Annotated in this window: 19 protein-coding genes and 1 riboswitch; of the genes, 15 read left to right on the forward strand and 4 right to left on the reverse strand. The window is 46.1% G+C overall.

Going from position 1 to position 16,845, the window contains the following annotated elements; translation table 11 throughout:
• Positions 1–261 precede the first annotated feature (261 nt).
• The 9 genes from MKZ04_RS00245 to MKZ04_RS00285 all read left to right on the forward strand — a co-directional run bounded on the left by MKZ04_RS00245 (position 262) and on the right by MKZ04_RS00285 (position 7,270).
• Positions 262–894, forward strand: a complete 633-nt coding sequence (locus tag MKZ04_RS00245) for an HlyD family secretion protein (protein ID WP_020450676.1) — start codon at positions 262–264, stop codon at positions 892–894.
• A gap of 63 nt (positions 895–957) precedes the next feature.
• Positions 958–2,523: a DHA2 family efflux MFS transporter permease subunit gene (locus MKZ04_RS00250; protein WP_217626294.1), complete on the forward strand. Its 1,566-nt coding sequence runs from the start codon at positions 958–960 to the stop codon at positions 2,521–2,523.
• Between the two features lie 17 nt (positions 2,524–2,540).
• Positions 2,541–3,071 carry an NAD(P)H-dependent oxidoreductase gene (locus tag MKZ04_RS00255; RefSeq protein ID WP_212110342.1) on the forward strand — a complete coding sequence of 177 codons (531 nt, stop codon included), beginning with the start codon at positions 2,541–2,543 and terminating at the stop codon, positions 3,069–3,071.
• A 13-nt stretch (positions 3,072–3,084) separates the two neighbouring features.
• Complete coding sequence (locus MKZ04_RS00260; protein WP_039072544.1) at positions 3,085–3,417, forward strand: hypothetical protein; 333 nt, start codon at positions 3,085–3,087, stop codon at positions 3,415–3,417.
• Positions 3,418–3,548: 131 nt separating this feature from the next.
• Positions 3,549–4,316, forward strand: coding sequence for a hypothetical protein (locus tag MKZ04_RS00265; RefSeq protein WP_051303785.1), 768 nt, complete (start codon positions 3,549–3,551; stop codon positions 4,314–4,316).
• Between the two features lie 4 nt (positions 4,317–4,320).
• Positions 4,321–4,695 (forward strand): GntR family transcriptional regulator, encoded by a 375-nt coding sequence (locus tag MKZ04_RS00270; protein WP_023856479.1) that lies wholly within the window; start codon positions 4,321–4,323, stop codon positions 4,693–4,695.
• On the forward strand, positions 4,692–5,393 hold the full coding sequence (locus MKZ04_RS00275) for an ABC transporter ATP-binding protein (protein WP_023856480.1): 702 nt from the start codon (positions 4,692–4,694) through the stop codon (positions 5,391–5,393). Before MKZ04_RS00270 ends, MKZ04_RS00275 begins: the two co-directional genes overlap by 4 nt.
• Positions 5,394–5,412: 19 nt before the next feature.
• Positions 5,413–6,336 carry an ABC transporter ATP-binding protein gene (locus MKZ04_RS00280; RefSeq protein ID WP_023856481.1) on the forward strand — a complete coding sequence of 308 codons (924 nt, stop codon included), beginning with the start codon at positions 5,413–5,415 and terminating at the stop codon, positions 6,334–6,336.
• Positions 6,329–7,270 (forward strand): ABC transporter permease, encoded by a 942-nt coding sequence (locus tag MKZ04_RS00285; RefSeq protein WP_023856482.1) that lies wholly within the window; start codon positions 6,329–6,331, stop codon positions 7,268–7,270. The genes MKZ04_RS00280 and MKZ04_RS00285 overlap by 8 nt, the downstream gene beginning before the upstream one ends.
• A gap of 116 nt (positions 7,271–7,386) precedes the next feature.
• Here MKZ04_RS00285 and cspB read toward each other — a convergent pair whose 3' ends face one another.
• A complete protein-coding gene (gene cspB / locus MKZ04_RS00290; RefSeq protein ID WP_003155376.1) occupies positions 7,387–7,587 on the reverse strand; it encodes a cold shock-like protein CspB in 201 nt (66 codons plus the stop codon).
• 303 nt (positions 7,588–7,890) lie between these two features.
• Positions 7,891–8,004: riboswitch (SAM riboswitch) on the forward strand.
• 99 nt (positions 8,005–8,103) lie between these two features.
• On the opposite strand from cspB, the gene MKZ04_RS00295 reads away from it, so the two are divergent.
• The 4 genes from MKZ04_RS00295 to MKZ04_RS00310 all read left to right on the forward strand — a co-directional run bounded on the left by MKZ04_RS00295 (position 8,104) and on the right by MKZ04_RS00310 (position 12,110).
• On the forward strand, positions 8,104–9,105 hold the full coding sequence (locus tag MKZ04_RS00295) for a methionine ABC transporter ATP-binding protein (RefSeq protein WP_023856483.1): 1,002 nt from the start codon (positions 8,104–8,106) through the stop codon (positions 9,103–9,105).
• A gap of 2 nt (positions 9,106–9,107) precedes the next feature.
• Positions 9,108–9,758: a methionine ABC transporter permease gene (locus MKZ04_RS00300; RefSeq protein WP_020450685.1), complete on the forward strand. Its 651-nt coding sequence runs from the start codon at positions 9,108–9,110 to the stop codon at positions 9,756–9,758.
• A 21-nt stretch (positions 9,759–9,779) separates the two neighbouring features.
• A complete protein-coding gene (locus MKZ04_RS00305; RefSeq protein ID WP_023856484.1) occupies positions 9,780–10,598 on the forward strand; it encodes a MetQ/NlpA family ABC transporter substrate-binding protein in 819 nt (272 codons plus the stop codon).
• A gap of 126 nt (positions 10,599–10,724) precedes the next feature.
• Complete coding sequence (locus MKZ04_RS00310) at positions 10,725–12,110, forward strand: L-cystine transporter (RefSeq protein WP_020450687.1); 1,386 nt, start codon at positions 10,725–10,727, stop codon at positions 12,108–12,110.
• A gap of 45 nt (positions 12,111–12,155) precedes the next feature.
• Here the strand turns inward: MKZ04_RS00310 and MKZ04_RS00315 are convergent, their stop codons facing one another.
• Positions 12,156–12,497 carry a hypothetical protein gene (locus MKZ04_RS00315; protein ID WP_020450688.1) on the reverse strand — a complete coding sequence of 114 codons (342 nt, stop codon included), beginning with the start codon at positions 12,495–12,497 and terminating at the stop codon, positions 12,156–12,158.
• A 47-nt stretch (positions 12,498–12,544) separates the two neighbouring features.
• Entirely contained in the window at positions 12,545–14,341 is a 1,797-nt protein-coding gene (locus tag MKZ04_RS00320) for a S9 family peptidase (protein ID WP_341045011.1), read from the reverse strand.
• A 145-nt stretch (positions 14,342–14,486) separates the two neighbouring features.
• On the opposite strand from MKZ04_RS00320, the gene MKZ04_RS00325 reads away from it, so the two are divergent.
• Both MKZ04_RS00325 and MKZ04_RS00330 read left to right on the forward strand, forming a co-directional pair.
• Positions 14,487–15,047, forward strand: a complete 561-nt coding sequence (locus MKZ04_RS00325) for a YhcN/YlaJ family sporulation lipoprotein (RefSeq protein WP_035339130.1) — start codon at positions 14,487–14,489, stop codon at positions 15,045–15,047.
• A gap of 116 nt (positions 15,048–15,163) precedes the next feature.
• On the forward strand, positions 15,164–16,057 hold the full coding sequence (locus MKZ04_RS00330; protein ID WP_050821047.1) for a hypothetical protein: 894 nt from the start codon (positions 15,164–15,166) through the stop codon (positions 16,055–16,057).
• On the opposite strand, the gene MKZ04_RS00335 is transcribed toward MKZ04_RS00330, so the two are convergent.
• Positions 16,051–16,698 carry a spore coat protein gene (locus MKZ04_RS00335; protein ID WP_020450692.1) on the reverse strand — a complete coding sequence of 216 codons (648 nt, stop codon included), beginning with the start codon at positions 16,696–16,698 and terminating at the stop codon, positions 16,051–16,053. The two genes, MKZ04_RS00330 and MKZ04_RS00335, sit on opposite strands and share 7 nt — an antisense overlap.
• Positions 16,699–16,845: the final 147 nt, after the last annotated feature.

A 16,845-nucleotide genomic window follows, 5' to 3' on the forward strand; every position in this document is an offset into this window, starting at 1 on the left:
AATATTTAAATCAAAATTTTAAGTGCAAGGTTATTGACATTCTTTATTACTTTAACTAATATTTAATCTTGTTAACTATTTATTTTGTTGTGCAGAGGTAAAAACAAATTTACCGCTTCCGATCTTTCTTGCTCAGTTTTGAACAACTTTTTCAGTACACGTCCCGCAAGTTGCTGGGCAGGAAATAGGAAAACGCAAAACCGCGGAAGCCGATCAAACCGGCTTCATCCAAAATATAAGGATATGAAAGGAGAAATAAACATGAGCAAAGGACGTTTAATTGCGACGAACATTATCGGACTCATCATCGTGCTTGCCATCTTAGCAGGAGGTGCGTATTTCTATTATGACAGCATCAGCTATGTGAAAACCGACGAAGCACACGTGACAGGCGAGATGGCCGACATTACGGCGCCTGCATCAGGGAAGCTCTCAGATTGGGATTTGAAAGAAGGATCAAAAGTTTCAAAGGACGAAAAAGCAGCGAAAATCAAAGGGGAACAAACGGTTGACGTGAAGTCGATCATGGACGGAACAATTGTCAAAAACGAAGCGAAAGAAGGCCAGATCGTACAAGCCGGTCAAACGCTTGCGAAAACCATTGACATGGATCATCTGTACATTACAGCTAACATTGAAGAAAACGACCTGAAAGACATCGAAAAAGGGGACAAAGTCGATATCGTCGTTGACGGTGATTCAGGCACTACATTTGAAGGAAATGTCGAAGAAATCGGCTATGCGACAAACTCAACATTTGACTTGCTTTCTCAAAGCAATTCAAGCGGAAACTACACGAAAGTGACGCAGAAAGTACCTGTGAAAATTTCAATTAAAAACCCGTCTGACAAAGTGCTGCCGGGAATGAACGCATCCGTGAAAATTTCAAAATAACCGGGGGAAATAAAAACGAGCGAAAGGAGGATGTCATAAGTGGCTTCTCAGAAAAAAGGAAATATGTCACTGCTCATCATTTTAATGGGCGGCTTGTTTCTGGCCATTTTAAACCAAACGCTACTGAATGTGGCGATGCCTCATCTCATGACAGAGTTCAATGTGAGCGCCACAACGATTCAATGGCTGACAACCGGATATATGCTTGTCAACGGCGTTTTGATTCCTTTATCAGCCTTCCTGATTATGCGGTTCGGCGGACGGAGCTTGTTTTTAACGGCGATGCTGCTGTTTACGGTCGGAACGCTGATATGCGGAATTGCGCCTAACTTCTCGACGATGTTAACCGGACGCCTCATTCAGGCAGTCGGCGGAGGCATACTTCAGCCTTTGGTCATGACCACGATTCTCTTTATCTTTCCTCCGGAAAGCCGCGGGAAAGGAATGGGAATCTTCGGGCTTGCGATGATGTTTGCTCCTGCTGTCGGTCCGACGCTATCCGGCTGGGTCATTGAAAACTACAGCTGGCGGATCATGTTTTACGGCCTTGTGCCGGTTGGTTTGATCGTCATCATTTTCGGTTTTTTCCTATTTAAAAATATGACGGAACCTAAAAAAATCAAATTGGACACAGCGGGCGCGATTCTTTCAATTGTCGGATTTGCGGCGTTGCTGTATGGTGTGAGCGAAGCCGGCTCAGACGGCTGGGATGATCCGCTCGTACTTTCCACAGTTGTGATCGGTGTAATCGGCATTGCCGCTTTTATCATCCAGCAGTTGAAATCGAAAGAGCCGATGCTTGACTTCAGAGTGTTCAAATACGATATGTTTTCACTGTCAAGCGTGATCAACGCCATCATTACAGTTGCTTTGTATGCAGGAATGTTCCTGATTCCGATTTACTTGCAAAACCTGGTCGGTTTTACAGCGCTTCAATCGGGGCTTTTGATGCTGCCGGGCGCACTTGTCATGCTTGTGATGTCGCCGATCTCAGGAATTTTATTTGATAAAGTCGGCCCAAGGCCGCTAGCGATTGTCGGATTATTGATCACTGTTGTGACGACCTACGAATTTACGACGCTTACGATCGATACACCGTATATGCACATCGTGTTGATCTATGCGATTCGGGCGTTTGGGATGTCCATGTTGATGATGCCGATCATGACTGCCGGCATGAACCAGCTTCCGCAGCATTTAAACAGCCACGGAACGGCGATGTCGAATACGCTTCGCCAAATCAGCGGTTCGATCGGAACGAGCTTGATCACGACGATTTATACAAATCGCACGACATTCCACTATGCATCAATGGCCGATCAGACAAATACGGCTGATCCGTCATTTATGAGCACATTGCAGTCAACCATTCAGTCAACAGCGCAATCGATGCATATATCTCTTGAACAAGCACAACAATATGTCGTGAAATATTTGACCGGACAGGCTCAGCTCAACTCGAATGTCATGGGCATCAATGACGCATTTATGTGGGCGGCCGGGTTCTGTGTCATCGGCCTCGTTCTCAGCCTGTTTTTGAGGGATGTCAGAAAAGACAAGCTGCGCAGGAAGAACAAGGCGGAGGAGCTGACATTGCTTCCGGCTCCTAAAGAAGCGAAAGAATCTTAAAATGAGGAGGTTCTGACATGAAAATTTATGTTGTTTACGACAGTGAAGGCGAGCATACGAAAAAGCTGGCTGAAGCCATTGCGGAAGGCGCAGGGGAACATGAGGCTGCAGACGTGCTGATCGATCATGTCAGCCAGGCGGATATTAGAAAGCTCGAAGAAATGGATGCTATCATCTGGGGCTGCCCAGGTCATTTCGGTACAATCAGCTCCGGATTAAAAACTTGGATCGACAGGCTGGGCTACCTTTGGGCGGAAGGGAAGCTGATCAATAAGATCGGCGCAGTCTTCTGCACAACAGCGACAACTCACGGCGGTCTTGAGGCGACAATGCTCAACTTAATAACACCGATGCTTCATCAAGGCATGATGATCGTCGGCTTGCCTGGAAATGTACCTGAAAATGCTTTATACGGGTCTTATTACGGTGCAGGCATCACGTGTCCTGTCGACAGTGACGAACTGATCGGCGAAGAAGGCCTGGAGCTGGGCCGGGCTTTAGGCAGACGCGTCGCCCAAGTGACAGACCGCTTTACAGCAGGACAGTGAGGAGCGATTTGACATGACCATTATATTGACCATCATCGCTGCTGTCCTCGTCATTATCGGTCTGGTGGTATTTAATGTGCGGTCGGCGTCTTCACAGGATAAACCCGAACATGAGGATAACGCGGCAGCTGAAGCTGGCATTCCTCATGTTCAGGAAGAAGAAGTCGCTGAGCAAGTTGAAGCCGATCAGCAAGATCCGTTCGAAATGAATGATCAAACCTATCGGGCGATTCTGCAAAAACTTCAACATCCAAAAGAGGAAAAAAACCATTCCGAGAAAACGGAAATGGACGATATGGATTACCGAAAAGCATTAAAATCCATGAAAAAGCGGGAACAGGATTAAAGGCAAATTCGCTGGGAACCAGCGGGTTTGCTTTTTTTTTGCATTTTTTTGTAATATTTGATTGCGATTTTCACTGTATCGGTGTACTATTGATGTAGTACACTGATACAGTGACTAGAGGAGGATATGTTTTGCGGTCTTTCAGCGGTTTATTTAAAAAAGATTTTCTCATGGCAAGGTTTTGGTTTTTGGTTTGGATGCTGTGCATGATTTGTGCGATTATTGCAAGCTTTTGGTTTGCTCATTATACAGGCGAATCAATGGCTCTTTTTGGGGCGCTAGTGACCATTTTATTATTTCATAGTCTGTTTTGTCCTTTAATGATCCTAGCTCAGCTCCGTCTGGAAGGGAAGACGCAGCTTTGGTTATATAATCCGAACAACAGTGCGTTATTGCTGGTGTCAAAGCTTGCTTCAGCTGCCGTATACCAATTGATTTCCCACGCTGTTTTATTCATTTTCGGGCTGGTTGTCAGAAGCGTTCTGCTCTCCAGCAGCGCCGGTCTGTTTTCCGTGTCAGATTTGCTTCTCGTCAATATCGCTGTCTTTTTAGGCTCCATCAGTTTTTCCACATGGGTGATGTTTCTGTGGACGGTATATGAAGCGCTCAGAAAATATCCGGCTATCAAAAAAATCCGCTGGATCATTCCCTTGCTGATCTACAGTGCTTACGGATTAATCGAGGCGCTGTTCATCGAGAGCGGCTTATTCCAGGAATTGCAGAAATTGTGGAGCATTTCTTTAAAGGCTGAATTCAAACTTCATTACGAACATTCAGGATGGACTGTTACATTTTCTCAAGTTGATTTGCCGGGTGTTCTCCTGGTGTATTACACAGTCTTAGGCGTCTGTCTCTTCTATCTCTCCTGCAAATTACTGAACAGAAGAGTTGAGGTGTAAAAGAATGGCAAATGAATTTTCTGCTTCAAAGCCGATCTATAGGCAAATAGCCGAACAGCTCTTTAAAAAAATGATCCGCGGAGAGATCAAACCGGGAGAAAAATTGCCTTCGGTCCGTGAGCTGGCTGTTCAGACACAGGTAAATCCGAATACGATTCAAAGAACCTACAATGAAATGGAAAGGATGGGCGTGGTGGAGACCAGAAGGGGACAGGGCACCTTTGTTGTTGAACATACGGAAGTCATCGATGATTTAAAGCGGGAGATGAGGTCGGAAGTTATCGGGCAATTTGTCCAGAGCATGGAAGAGCTTGGCTTGTCTAAACAAGACATGTTGTTGGAACTTGACCGTTTTCTTCAGAAAGGAGATCCCAAATGAAGATTGAGCTGAAAAATGTCACGAAGAAGTTTGGCAAAGAGTATGCGCTCAAAGAGGCCGATCTGTCACTTTCTCCCGGGAAAATTTACGGGTTGACAGGACCGAACGGCAGCGGCAAATCTACGATCTTGAAGCTGATCACAGGGCTCTCGTTTCCGGATTCGGGCTCGGTGCTGATCGGAGGGCGGCCGGCAGCCAGAAAGGAGACGAAGAACATCGCCTATTTAACAGAGCTCGATATGTTCTACGATCCATTTCGGGTCAAGGATATGATTCACTTTTATGAAACCCAGTTTTCCGATTTCCGTATAAATAAAGCGTGGGATCTGTTAAAGGACATGAAAATCGACGGGGATAAAAAAATCGGCAAGCTTTCCAAAGGCAACCGGGGTAGGCTGAAGCTCGCGCTCACATTGGCGCGCGATGCAGCAGTCGTGCTGCTTGATGAGCCGTTTTCCGGTCTTGATCCGATGGTGAGAGAATCGATCGTCAAAAGCCTTCTTACATATTTGGAGCTTGATAAGCAGACAATCGTCATCGCCACCCATGAGATTCATGAAATTGAACAAATTTTGGATGAGGTCGTCGTCGTCTTAAATGGCCGAATTGAAGAAAAAAAGGATGTCGAACAGCTGCGCGAGGAATCCGGAATGTCGCTTTTGGAATGGCTGAAACGGTTTATTGAAGAAAAAAATTGAAAAGGCTGGAGGAGAAACAGTGGAAACACTTTTGGAATTAAAAAATGTATCAAAAACGATCAGGGGGAAAAAGATTATCGACGGCTTGAGCTTTGACGTGCGGGCAGGCGAAATATTCGGCTTCCTGGGTCCGAACGGCGCCGGAAAAACGACGACGATCCGGATGATTGTCGGGCATATGAACATCACCGCCGGTGAAATCGCCGTGTGCGGCGTCAGCGTAAAAGAAAATTTTGAAAAGGCCGCGCGGCATATCGGAGCGATCGTTGAAAATCCGGAACTGTATAAATTTTTAACGGGCTATCAAAACCTTCAGCAATACGCGCGCATGACGAAAGGCGTGACGAAACAGAAAATTGACGAAATCGTCGAGCTTGTCGGATTGAAAAACAGGATCAACGATAAGGTCAAAACGTATTCTTTAGGAATGAGACAAAGGCTTGGCCTGGCCCAAAGCCTTTTGCACGATCCGAAGCTCTTGATTCTCGATGAGCCGACGAACGGGCTTGATCCGGCCGGTATCCGGGAAATTCGCGATCATTTAAGAAAGCTGACGAGAGAAAGAGGTATGGCGGTCATCGTTTCAAGCCACCTGCTTTCAGAAATGGAGCTGATGTGCGACAGGATCGCCATTATCCAGAACGGAAAGCTCCGGGATATTCAGCATGTGCACGGACCCGCTCGGGATGAAAAGAAGCGCTATTATATTCAAGCGGATGACAATCAGGCTCTGATGCGGGAAGCGGCTGCCTTCAAAAAGATGAAGGTTGACGAAGCGGAAGGCGGGATAGAGCTCAGCCTTCAAAAGGATGAAGTGCCTGATTTGATCAAACACTTGTCAGACAACGGTGTCCGCCTATATGAAGTGAAGGCTGTGAACAAATCGCTGGAAGACCGGTTCCTGGAAATCACCGCAGAGAAGGAGGAAGCTCAGCATGTTTAATCTCATCGTAAATGAATGGATCAAAATTTTTAATCGAAAAGGCACATATGTCATGATTGCGATTTTGCTGTTATCTGCCATCGGGCTGGGCGTTCTCACAAAGACGATCGGAGAGACAGACCAAAACCCGGACTGGAAAAAAGAATTGATGCAGGAAAATAAAGATATGAAAGAACAACTTAAAGGGGTCAATAATCCGGCACTTGAAAAAAGCTATGAACGGTCGACCGCCATTAATGAGTATCGAATCAAGCACGATTTGCCGGAAGACGGGGACTATTCGGCCCTGTCGTTCATCAGCGACGCGAGCAGCACCATTCCTCTCCTCGGTCTGTTTGTGATCACGGTGGCTGCAGGAATCGTTGCGAATGAATTCAACTGGGGAACGGTGAAGCTGCTTGTCATCAGGCCGATCAGCCGCTTTAAAATTTTGCTGGCAAAATATTTTACAGTTCTGCTTTTTGCATTGGCTTTGCTGTTCATTCTGTTCGCAAGCGCGGGTATCACAGGCCTTGCTTTATTCGGGGCAGGCGACGGCAGCCAGGTTCACTTGGCGTACGCCGATGGAACAGTTGAAGAAAAAAGCCTGCTGCTGCACTTGGCCGGCAGCTATTTGCTGAATTCAATATCGCTTTTGATGATGGCGACAATGGCCTTTATGATTTCAGCTGTTTTCAGAAACAGCTCGCTTGCCGTAGGTATTTCAATTTTCCTTTTGGCAATGGGCGGAACGGTGACAAACTTGCTCGCAACGAAATTTGATTGGGTGAAATACATCTTATTTGCCAACACTGATCTCACTCAATACTTTGACGGATCTCCGCTTGTTTCAGACATGACGCTGGGATTCTCGATTGTGGTGCTGGCTGTCTATTTTATCGTTTTTCATGTGCTCGCCTTTGGTGCATTCACAAAAAGAGACATCGCTTCATAAGCGGTTTTCGCAAAAAAAGCCTGACGCCGGTTTTCCGGGCGTCAGGCTTTTTTTAAATATAAAAAGACTGCTGACATTCGGTCAGCAGTCCTGTATGAAGATCAGCGGTTCACAGCTTACGCTTTTGTTACGTTAGCAGCTTGTGGTCCGCGGTTTCCTTCAACGATTTCGAAAGATACAGATTGGCCTTCTTCCAAAGTTTTGAAGCCTTCGCCTTGAATAGCAGAGAAATGAACGAATACATCGTCTTGTCCTTCAACTTCGATGAATCCGAAACCTTTTTCAGAGTTAAACCATTTTACTTTACCTTCTAGCATGAAATTTCCTCCTAAAGCGATAACGCTTAAATTCACTATTCTTGCTCTAAAACAAACTTCCAAGACGAAAACTCTTACAAAACTTTCTTCTTAAAGATAGTTCGAACAAAAATAATTACCTTTACTTTACCAGTGTTTAAGCGAAATTACAACTGCTAAACACAATTTTTTTAAAAAAAGTGAAATTTAATAATCAGGGCAAAAAATAAAGCATTGAAAAGCGGGTTTTTGAAATTTTCACAATTCTGATTGACAACATTTCAAAGAAGCTGTAAAGTTAGGTAAAACTTCATGCATCAACACTTCTTATTCAGAGAGGCGGAGGGAATTGGCCCTATGAAGCCTCGGCAGCGGGTTCTGCATACAGCAGAATACTGTGCCACATCCAACAAGCCGTACGGGCTTGGAAGATAAGAAGAGAGCGGACCACTCTATTTACTTCGTGTCGTCTAAGGCTTCTTCTTATTTTTTAAGAGGGAGCCTTTTTTGTTAGCCAAAAAGAGGAGGAAGATCATCATGATTACATTTGAAGGCGTTGAAAAGGTCTATGAAAGCGGCGGACAGAAGGTTCATGCGCTCAATGGAATCGACCTTCATGTAGATAAAGGGGAAATATACGGCGTCATCGGATTCAGCGGCGCAGGGAAAAGCACGCTGATCCGCTGTGTGAACTTCCTTGAAAAACCGACGGCCGGAAAGGTATTCGTCGGCGGAAGAGACTTGATGTCTCTGTCGAAAGCTGAGATTCGAGCTGTTAAAAGGAAGATCGGCATGGTATTTCAGCATTTTAACCTGTTAAATTCAAAGACGATTTTCGCTAATGTCGCTGAGCCGCTCGCGCTTGTCAAAACACCGAAAGCCGAAATCAAGCAAAAAGTGACGGAACTGCTCCATTTTGTCGGGCTTGAGGATAAAGCCCGCGATTATCCGGATCAGCTGTCGGGCGGCCAAAAGCAGCGCGTGGGCATTGCCCGGGCGCTGGCGACAAATCCGGAGGTTCTGCTCTGTGATGAAGCGACATCCGCGCTTGACCCGCAGACGACCGGCGATATTTTGAAGCTGCTGAAGCGCGTCAACGAACAATATAACATCACGATTTTGTTGATCACTCATGAAATGAATGTGGCAAAAGAAATCTGCGACAAAGTCGCGGTCATTGAAAAAGGAAGGATCATTGAATCAGGCAGCGTGTTTGACGTGTTTTCCGCGCCGGAAACCGAAACGGCCAAAAGCTTTGTCAAATCAGCCATCGACCACGAGATACCTGAATCGATTCAAAAATTAAATGTGAAGCATCTCTACCAGCTTCAATTTGTCGGCGAATCTTCCGGGAAGCCATTTCTTTCGCAAGTGGCAAAGCGGTTTGACGTAGAAGTCAACATTCTGCACGGAACGATTACAGAGCTTCAGGGAATTCCGTTTGGCAGTATGACGGTTGAACTGCAGGGGGAAGACGGTGAAATCGGGCGGGCGCTCGAATATATACGCAGAGAAAACATTCGCATCAGGGAGGTATAAGAATGCTTGTTACATATGACCAAATCATTGACGCACTGGTTCAGACGATTCAAATGACGGTTTTCTCGCTTTTATTTTCAAGCGTGATCGGCATTCCGCTCGGCATTTTGCTGGTTGTCACAAGGAAGGGGCATCTGCTTGAAAATCCGGCAGTTTTTACGGTTGTCAATATGATCATTAACATTTTCCGGTCCGTTCCGTTTATCATCTTGATGGTTGCTTTAATTCCGGTGACAAGGCTGATTGTGGGGACGTCCATCGGCACATCGGCAGCGATTGTTCCCCTGACTTTTTATGCGGGGCCTTACATCGCAAGGCTCGTCGAGAACTCTCTGCTTGAAGTCGATCCGGGAGTCATTGAAGCCGCTGAAGCAATGGGAGCGACTCCGCGGCAGATCATCTTCCGGTTTCTGATTCCGGAAGCGCTCGGTTCGCTTGTGCTGAGTTTTACGGTGGCAACGGTCGGATTGGTCGGAGCGTCGGCGATGGCTGGTGCGATAGGCGCCGGCGGTCTTGGGGATTTGGCGATCACATACGGCTACCAAAGGTTTGACACGCTGACGATGATCATCACGGTTGCAATTCTCGTCATCGTTGTGCAGGGATTGCAGACATCCGGAAACGTTCTGTCCAAAAAATTGAGAAGAAGATAAACAGAGAGGGAGACAGCTATGATGAAAAAGTTCACATTTGTTATCATTTTACTGCTGCTTGCGGGAGTGATCGCGGGGTGTGCGGCAGACTCTGATGCGAAAACCATTAAAATCGGCATCAGCGGAACGGATACAAGAATCTGGGACTATGTGAAGAAAAAAGCCGAGAAAGAAGGCTTAAAGCTTGAAATCGTCAAATATTCTGATTATGTTCAGCCGAACCAGGCTTTGGCAGGCGGTGACATTGACGCCAATGCATTTCAGACGATATCTTACTTTAATGCATTCAAAAAGGAACGCAATCTTGAACTATCGCCGATCGGCACAACGATCATCGCTCCGATGGGCATTTATTCCGAGAAGTATGATTCGCCTGACGATATACCAAACGGCGCGGAAATCGCTGTTCCGAGCGAAGCGACGAACATGGGCAGAGCCTTGCTCCTGTTGGAGTCCGCCGGCCTGCTTCAATTAAAGGACGGATTTGACGGAAACGGAACGCTTGATGCGATTAAAGAAAATCCTAAAAAACTCAAAATCACAACGGTGGCCGCAGAGCAAACGCCGCGCGTGCTTCCCGACGTCGCTGCATCTGTTATCAACAACGGCATAGCGGTTGACGCCGGCTTCCATCCTGTCAAAGATTCGATTAAACTGGAAGACGAAACAGCGACACCGTACATCAACATTATTGCGGCCAGAACAGAAGACCGGGACCGTGAAGATTTGAAAAAGATCGTTGAGCTGTACCAATCAGACGATATCGCTGAATTGATCAAAAAAGAGTTTGACGGTGCACAGCTGCCGACTTTTGTTCCACTGAAAGACATCGGCGAATAAAATGTCAGTCGCGCAATTGATTCCCGGGTCATATATTGAAATACATCGATAATTCCTACTTGACCAATCAGGTTTGTTGTACTATAGTTTTTAAATGTAAAAAATTCTGGGGGTGCTTTTGTTACCATGACATTATTTGTTGTTATTAATATTATCGTCATGCTCGGCCTGATGGCGCTCCTTTATATGATGCAAAAAAAACATGTTTCTTTTTCTAAGCGGGTATTTACCGCTCTGGGAATCGGCATTGTTTTTGGATTCGCTTTGCATTTTATATATGGTTCGTCTTCAGAAACGATTACGCAGACATCTGATTGGTTTAATATTGCAGGCGGCGGCTATGTGAAGCTTTTGCAGATGATCGTTATGCCGCTTGTATTCATCTCGATTTTGGGTGCTTTTACAAAGCTTAAACTGACGCACAATATCGGAAAAATCAGCGGATTGATCATCGGCCTCTTGATCGCGACGACAGCTGTCGCTGCTGCGGTGGGAATCGCGTCCGCACTTGCTTTCGACCTGCAGGCTGTCCATGTGGATCAAGGCCAGGCAGAGTCAATGAGAGGGGCGGAACTCGAACAGAAATCGCAGGACATGGAAGCCAAAACACTTCCACAGCAAATTGTCGAGCTTCTTCCGGGGAATCCGTTTTTAGATTTTACGGGAGCAAGACCGACATCAACGATCGCCGTTGTTATTTTTGCGGCTTTCCTTGGAATCGCGTATCTCGGGGTCAATCGAAAACAGCCTGAACAAGCTGAGCTTTTCAAAAAGATGGTTGATGCCGTGTATGCGATCATTATGCGTGTAGTGACGTTGATTCTGAGGCTGACGCCTTACGGTGTATTGGCGATCATGACAAAAACGATTGCAACGAGCGATCTCGACAGCATTGCCAAGCTCGGCAAATTTGTCATCGCTTCATATGTGGCGCTGATCGTCATGTTCATCATTCACCTGCTGCTCATTACATTCAGCGGTTTAAATCCTGTCACATACTTGAAAAAGGCGTTTCCGGTCCTTGTATTCGCGTTTACATCTAGATCAAGCGCAGGCGCTTTGCCGCTGAACATTAAAACGCAGCGCAGCCTCGGTGTTCCCGAAGGCATTGCAAACTTTGCCGGTTCCTTCGGACTGTCCATCGGACAAAACGGATGTGCCGGAATTTACCCTGCAATGCTCGCGATCATGATTGCGCCGACGGTCGGACAAAATCCGCTTGAGCCGTCATTTTTGTTCACGGTTATCGCTGTTGTTGCGATCAGCTCTTTCGGAGTGGCAGGCGTCGGCGGAGGTGCGACATTTGCAGCGCTTCTCGTCCTTTCGGCGTTAAATATGCCCGTAGCGCTTGCTGGACTGCTGATTTCGGTTGAGCCGCTCATCGACATGGGGCGTACGGCTCTTAATGTCAGCGGCAGCATGACGTCAGGACTTGTCACAAGCAAAGCAACAAATGAACTTGAAAAAGACACGTACCAAGACCGTACTAATATCATTGAAGCAGAAGTGTAAAAGAAGAACGGCCCGCACAGCTTGATTGCTCGTGCGGGCCGTTTTTTATGAATAGTTTTGGTCGTTATCGAACATCGTCTGGTTTGCAGTCTGATCGTTCATGACATTAACCGGGGCAGTCATATGGCTTGATTGATGCTGGTCGTTTGCCGTATGGCCTGACTGGCGATGTTCCTGTGACTGTCCTCCGGAATTGAAAGCCTGTTTGATCATGTCAGCCGGATTCATCATCATCTGGTTTCGGCCGTTACCTTGCTGTCGACCTCCCATGCCCTTCGCGAACATGCCTGTCAATCTTTTGCGGATTTCGGGAGAAAAAGCCGCGGTCAATGCAGCTGATCCTAAAACCAATACAGCGGGATGGATGCCTGATCTTCTTCTAAACAAAGGGTCAACCTCCTTTTTACGTATACCATCCCCAGTCCTGATCGGTTTTATTCTTCAAGCTGTGCCGCGAGATATAAGCGGTTACTTTCGAAAAATTCGAAAATTTTATGGTAGGCTTTTATTTTATTTTCTCTTTTAGAAAAACCGTGCCCTTCATTTTCCAAAACAAGATACTCAATATTCCGCCCCATGGCTTTTAACCGATCGACGACCTGATCGGACTCTTCCTTTACGACGCGGGGATCGTTTGCGCCTTGGATGATCAGCATCGGCTGAGTCATATTCTCCAGGTATGTAACAGGAGAATCGGCTTTCAGTTTTTCATAATCCCGCTCAGGGTTGCCGACCCATTTTTCCATCATCGGCTGCCAGAAATCCGGTACGGATTCGACAAACGAAAACAGATTGCTGACTCCGCATATATCGACGACGGCGTGGAAATACTCTGGATGCCTTCCGTGAAGCAATAGCGACATATACCCTCCGTAGCTGCCCCCCATTAAAAAAAGTTTTTCGCGGTCCGCAAGCTTTTGATCGATAAGCCAGTCGATGCCTGCAGTCATATCGAGGCGCGGTCCGTCTCCCCAATCTTGTTCAACCATTTTAAAGAAGGAATAGCCGTAATTCGCTGATCCCCTGAAATTAGGGGCGAATAACTGGTAGCCCATTTTCGCAGCGAGTTGAAAGAGATCATAGAACATAAAGGTTTCTGCATCTTGCGGTCCGCCGTGCGGCCAAATAATCGTCCAGCCGTTCGCTTCTTCCGGGCCCGGCTTAAACAGCAGCCCTTCTATTGCGAGACCGTCAAAAGAAGGATATGTCACAACCTCCGGATATGACAGCTCCTGTTCGGAGAAACCCGGAACCGAATGTTTCGTTAATTGCCGCCATTTCGTCTGTCCTTTCGTTAATACATAGAGATTAGCCGGCCTGGTCGGCGTTGAGCCGAGAATGTACAGCGTGCCCGAAGAGGCGCAGTGTATTTTCGAAATGGATGTGCAAGGACAGTCCACCTGCCGGCTTCCTCCTGTTGCTGTGTTGTACTCATACATCACCTCTTTGACGCCTTTTTTTCCAATCAGATAAAGGAAAGTTCCACTCGGATCAGCGTGGATGGCTGTTAAATCAGTTTTGTCAATCGAAAGCACCGGCGCAAAAATACCGGATGAAACGTTGTACAAGGCAAGGTATGAAAACTCGGCTTCGTAGTTTGTCGTGACGAATAACCGATCATCAGATGCAAAGCGGGAAGAATAAACCATATGAGGCAGCGTCTCATCGGGGACGATTCCTGTCGTCACACCTTCGGCGGTATGGATCATGCAGACATTGTGGCTGTTGACATAGTAGACATGGATGCTGACGGCTTTCTCGCCCGGGCTTACATCAGCCAGTATTGAAGTTCCGTCTTTTCCTTCAAAAATAAGCTCTTCTTTTTCAGCGAGACAATCGTATCTGTATGTATTTAAAAATGTCGGATTGTCCTTTGTAGAGGAGTAGTAAACGGCGTTTTGGACAGGGATGGGCTCGAAGTGGCGGTCCGTTTGATTTCCGTTTAATGAATGGAACGACCCGTTTTTTGACGAAAGCTTGTACAGTCCGCTTTGTTCGTTTCCGTCATGGTCAAAACCGGCATAGAGAATAGAGCCGTCGGGATTGTAGGCGATTCCTTTTGCATCCTGATTCAAGAATGACAGCTGGTACGGGTATGCATCGGGAAGATCCATCGCCCACAGGTTTGATGTTCCGTTGAGATTTGTATCAAAAACAAGCTGCGTCTCATCGGGATGTACCGCAAAGTCTTTAATTCGCAGCACATGCAAAATGCTTTTTGTTTTTTCCATTTTATATACACCTCCGGATTTATTTGGGTATTTTTACATTCAATAAGATCATAACAAAAGTCGCGTATAAAAAATATGCTTTAGACAAATAAATAACACGAAAAAGAAAAAACCTATACGTCAATCATTAAAGGAGGCAATTTTAATGTTCAGTATGAAAAAAAGCGCGATTGTTGCTTTGCTCCTTCCGTTTTTGTTCACAGCCGGATGCGGCATGGCAAACCAGGGGGCGGATAACAACCGTCGCAACCAGGACAATGCGCTTCAAAATGTAACAAACAGAGATAACGACCGCACGAATGTCAATGACGGCAGAAACGTCAACGACCAAATGAATGTGACAGACAACCGCGATGCCAATCGGAACAATAATAATATGGAAGTGGCGGATAAAGCTGCAGACAAAGTGACGGAACTGAAAGAAGTCAGAAGTGCAAACGTCATTACGACAAACCGCAACGCTTATGTAGCGGTCGTTTTGAAAGGCAATCCGAAAGGCGACGTAACGAATGAGCTGAAAGGGAAAATCTCGAAAAAGGTTAAAGAAGCAGACAATAACATCAACAATGTATTCGTTTCGGCAAATCCTGATTTTGTTGACCGGATGAGAAATTATGGCGACAGAATCCAAAATGGCGAACCGATCGAGGGCATGTTTGAAGAATTCGGTGAAACGATCAACAGAATTTTCCCGAATCAAAGATAATGAAAAGCCGCAATGAGCGGCTTTTTTTGTTGGCTGCTTTTCATACAGGCCACTTCCTGAACCTTCCCGCATAGTGTGTAGTACAGTGAAGCACATTGCGGATGGAGGGATGACATGTGACGGGAGAGATGAAAGCAGCCTTTATTTTAATTATGGCGGGCACTCTATCCGCTTCGTTATTGGCTGTTTTTGTCGTGTTCAGCCAAGAGAGCCCAGAGGCAGCTGTTCTTTCTGGGAAAAAAGAAAAACTGAAAGAATCGCTGGAAATGGTTAAATATGAAAGTGTCAGCATTTATTACGCTGAAGAAGATAGGACGATTCTGGAGCTGACAAAGGAGACGCTTCAGGAAGCAGCTGACATGAATCGAGAACTGTTTGCGAGTCCTCTTCAAGACAGCGTTGATTTGATCTTTTTTTCAAACCGCGATGATATGGAGTCATTTTCAAAATTAAAGGATATCACCGGATTTTACTCAAATGATATGCGGATGATCGGGCTGTTGCTCGAGGAGAAAAAGCATCTGAATAGCGGCGAGGGATTCGCCGTCTTCCTGTACAAACGGGTGCTGATACATGAGTATACCCATTATGCTTTTCACGTCAAGCTGAGAGAACTGAATGCCGACCCGGCAGCTTATCCGCTTTGGTTTCACGAGGGAGTGGCGGAATGGGTTTCTGCGCATGACGCCGTAGAAATCCGGACTTTGCCGTCAGCCGTTCCTTTAAGCAAGCTGAAGACCGACAGGCAGTGGCAAAAAGCACGCATTGGATATGAAACCGATATTTATTTGCAAAGTTATTATTTGATCGAAGAGCTCGTGGAGAAAAAAGGAAGGGATGTCATCCTCGACATGATCGAGGAAACGGCTGCTCGGGGAAGTTTTGAAGACGGATTTAAGGCCGCCGTCGGTCAGTCTTTACTGGGCTTTGAAAAAGAATTCAAACGGAAATATGAAGCGAAAAAAACGGCACGGAACGTTTCTCTTCCGTGCCGTTTTCATTATCAATGAATAGGTCTCTGCTGCCCGTTCGGAGGCATTTGCGGCTGACCTTGCACCGGAGCGAATGCTGAAGTCATCTTCTGCATGTCTTGCGGTGCAAGCTGAGGAACTTGATAGTACCCGTGTTTGTTCTGATAAAGGAAAATTTCATAAGCCATTTCGATATAGTGAGGAATCTGGTCTGCGAGAACCCTTCTGCAGACAGGGTTTGTCACTTCGGGAGCCGCCATGGCCAATGCCGAACAATTGGTTTTCATCAAGCCGAGCATAAAGCTGCTGATACAGGCGTCATCAATCGCCTGCACGGATTGCTTCGGCTGTTTTGGCTGGGCATCTTTTAACCCGTAGACAAATTGGCGATCCTCTTTCATCATATATGTTGCCGTTTCCTGGCTCGGCTTTTGCCCCGTTCTGAAACATTCTGTTGTGATGTTGTACTGAGACGAAATAAACCGGTGCTGCCTGTCCAAAATATCGAGCAGCTCCGGATCTTTGACATGCTCTCTGAACATCATATATTGCTCAAGAACGCCGATCATACCGGACAACACTTCATGCATGTCAAACACTTCGTGGCCCCCGTGATTCATATGCTGCATTCCTTCATTGCCTTGATTGATTTGCATTTGCGGCTGGTTTTGCTGTTCCACTCTAACGTATCCTCCTTAAATGTAATTCAACTATTATATTTCGTTTTTGCCGTCATGTTTATTCAAAAAAGGAATAATCGATAAACTGGATTTAAAGGGATTTTATTCTAACCGTCGAATAGTTTAGTTCAGAGAAAATATTATGGG

Origin of the sequence: Bacillus sp. FSL W7-1354, assembly GCF_038002405.1 — a bacterium.
GTDB classification, from domain to species: Bacteria; Bacillota; Bacilli; order Bacillales; family Bacillaceae; genus Bacillus; species Bacillus paralicheniformis.

Coding starts and splice junctions, on each gene's coding strand:
- MKZ04_RS00245 (WP_020450676.1), top strand. CDS start 262: ATGAGCAAAGGACGTTTAATTGCGACGAACATTATCGGACTCATCATC.
- MKZ04_RS00285 (WP_023856482.1), top strand. CDS start 6,329: ATGTTTAATCTCATCGTAAATGAATGGATCAAAATTTTTAATCGAAAA.
- MKZ04_RS00325 (WP_035339130.1), top strand. CDS start 14,487: ATGTTCAGTATGAAAAAAAGCGCGATTGTTGCTTTGCTCCTTCCGTTT.
- MKZ04_RS00255 (WP_212110342.1), top strand. CDS start 2,541: ATGAAAATTTATGTTGTTTACGACAGTGAAGGCGAGCATACGAAAAAG.
- MKZ04_RS00295 (WP_023856483.1), top strand. CDS start 8,104: ATGATTACATTTGAAGGCGTTGAAAAGGTCTATGAAAGCGGCGGACAG.
- MKZ04_RS00305 (WP_023856484.1), top strand. CDS start 9,780: ATGAAAAAGTTCACATTTGTTATCATTTTACTGCTGCTTGCGGGAGTG.
- MKZ04_RS00260 (WP_039072544.1), top strand. CDS start 3,085: ATGACCATTATATTGACCATCATCGCTGCTGTCCTCGTCATTATCGGT.
- cspB (WP_003155376.1), bottom strand. CDS start 7,587: ATGCTAGAAGGTAAAGTAAAATGGTTTAACTCTGAAAAAGGTTTCGGA.
- MKZ04_RS00300 (WP_020450685.1), top strand. CDS start 9,108: ATGCTTGTTACATATGACCAAATCATTGACGCACTGGTTCAGACGATT.
- MKZ04_RS00320 (WP_341045011.1), bottom strand. CDS start 14,341: ATGGAAAAAACAAAAAGCATTTTGCATGTGCTGCGAATTAAAGACTTT.
- MKZ04_RS00275 (WP_023856480.1), top strand. CDS start 4,692: ATGAAGATTGAGCTGAAAAATGTCACGAAGAAGTTTGGCAAAGAGTAT.
- MKZ04_RS00250 (WP_217626294.1), top strand. CDS start 958: ATGTCACTGCTCATCATTTTAATGGGCGGCTTGTTTCTGGCCATTTTA.
- MKZ04_RS00270 (WP_023856479.1), top strand. CDS start 4,321: ATGGCAAATGAATTTTCTGCTTCAAAGCCGATCTATAGGCAAATAGCC.
- MKZ04_RS00310 (WP_020450687.1), top strand. CDS start 10,725: ATGACATTATTTGTTGTTATTAATATTATCGTCATGCTCGGCCTGATG.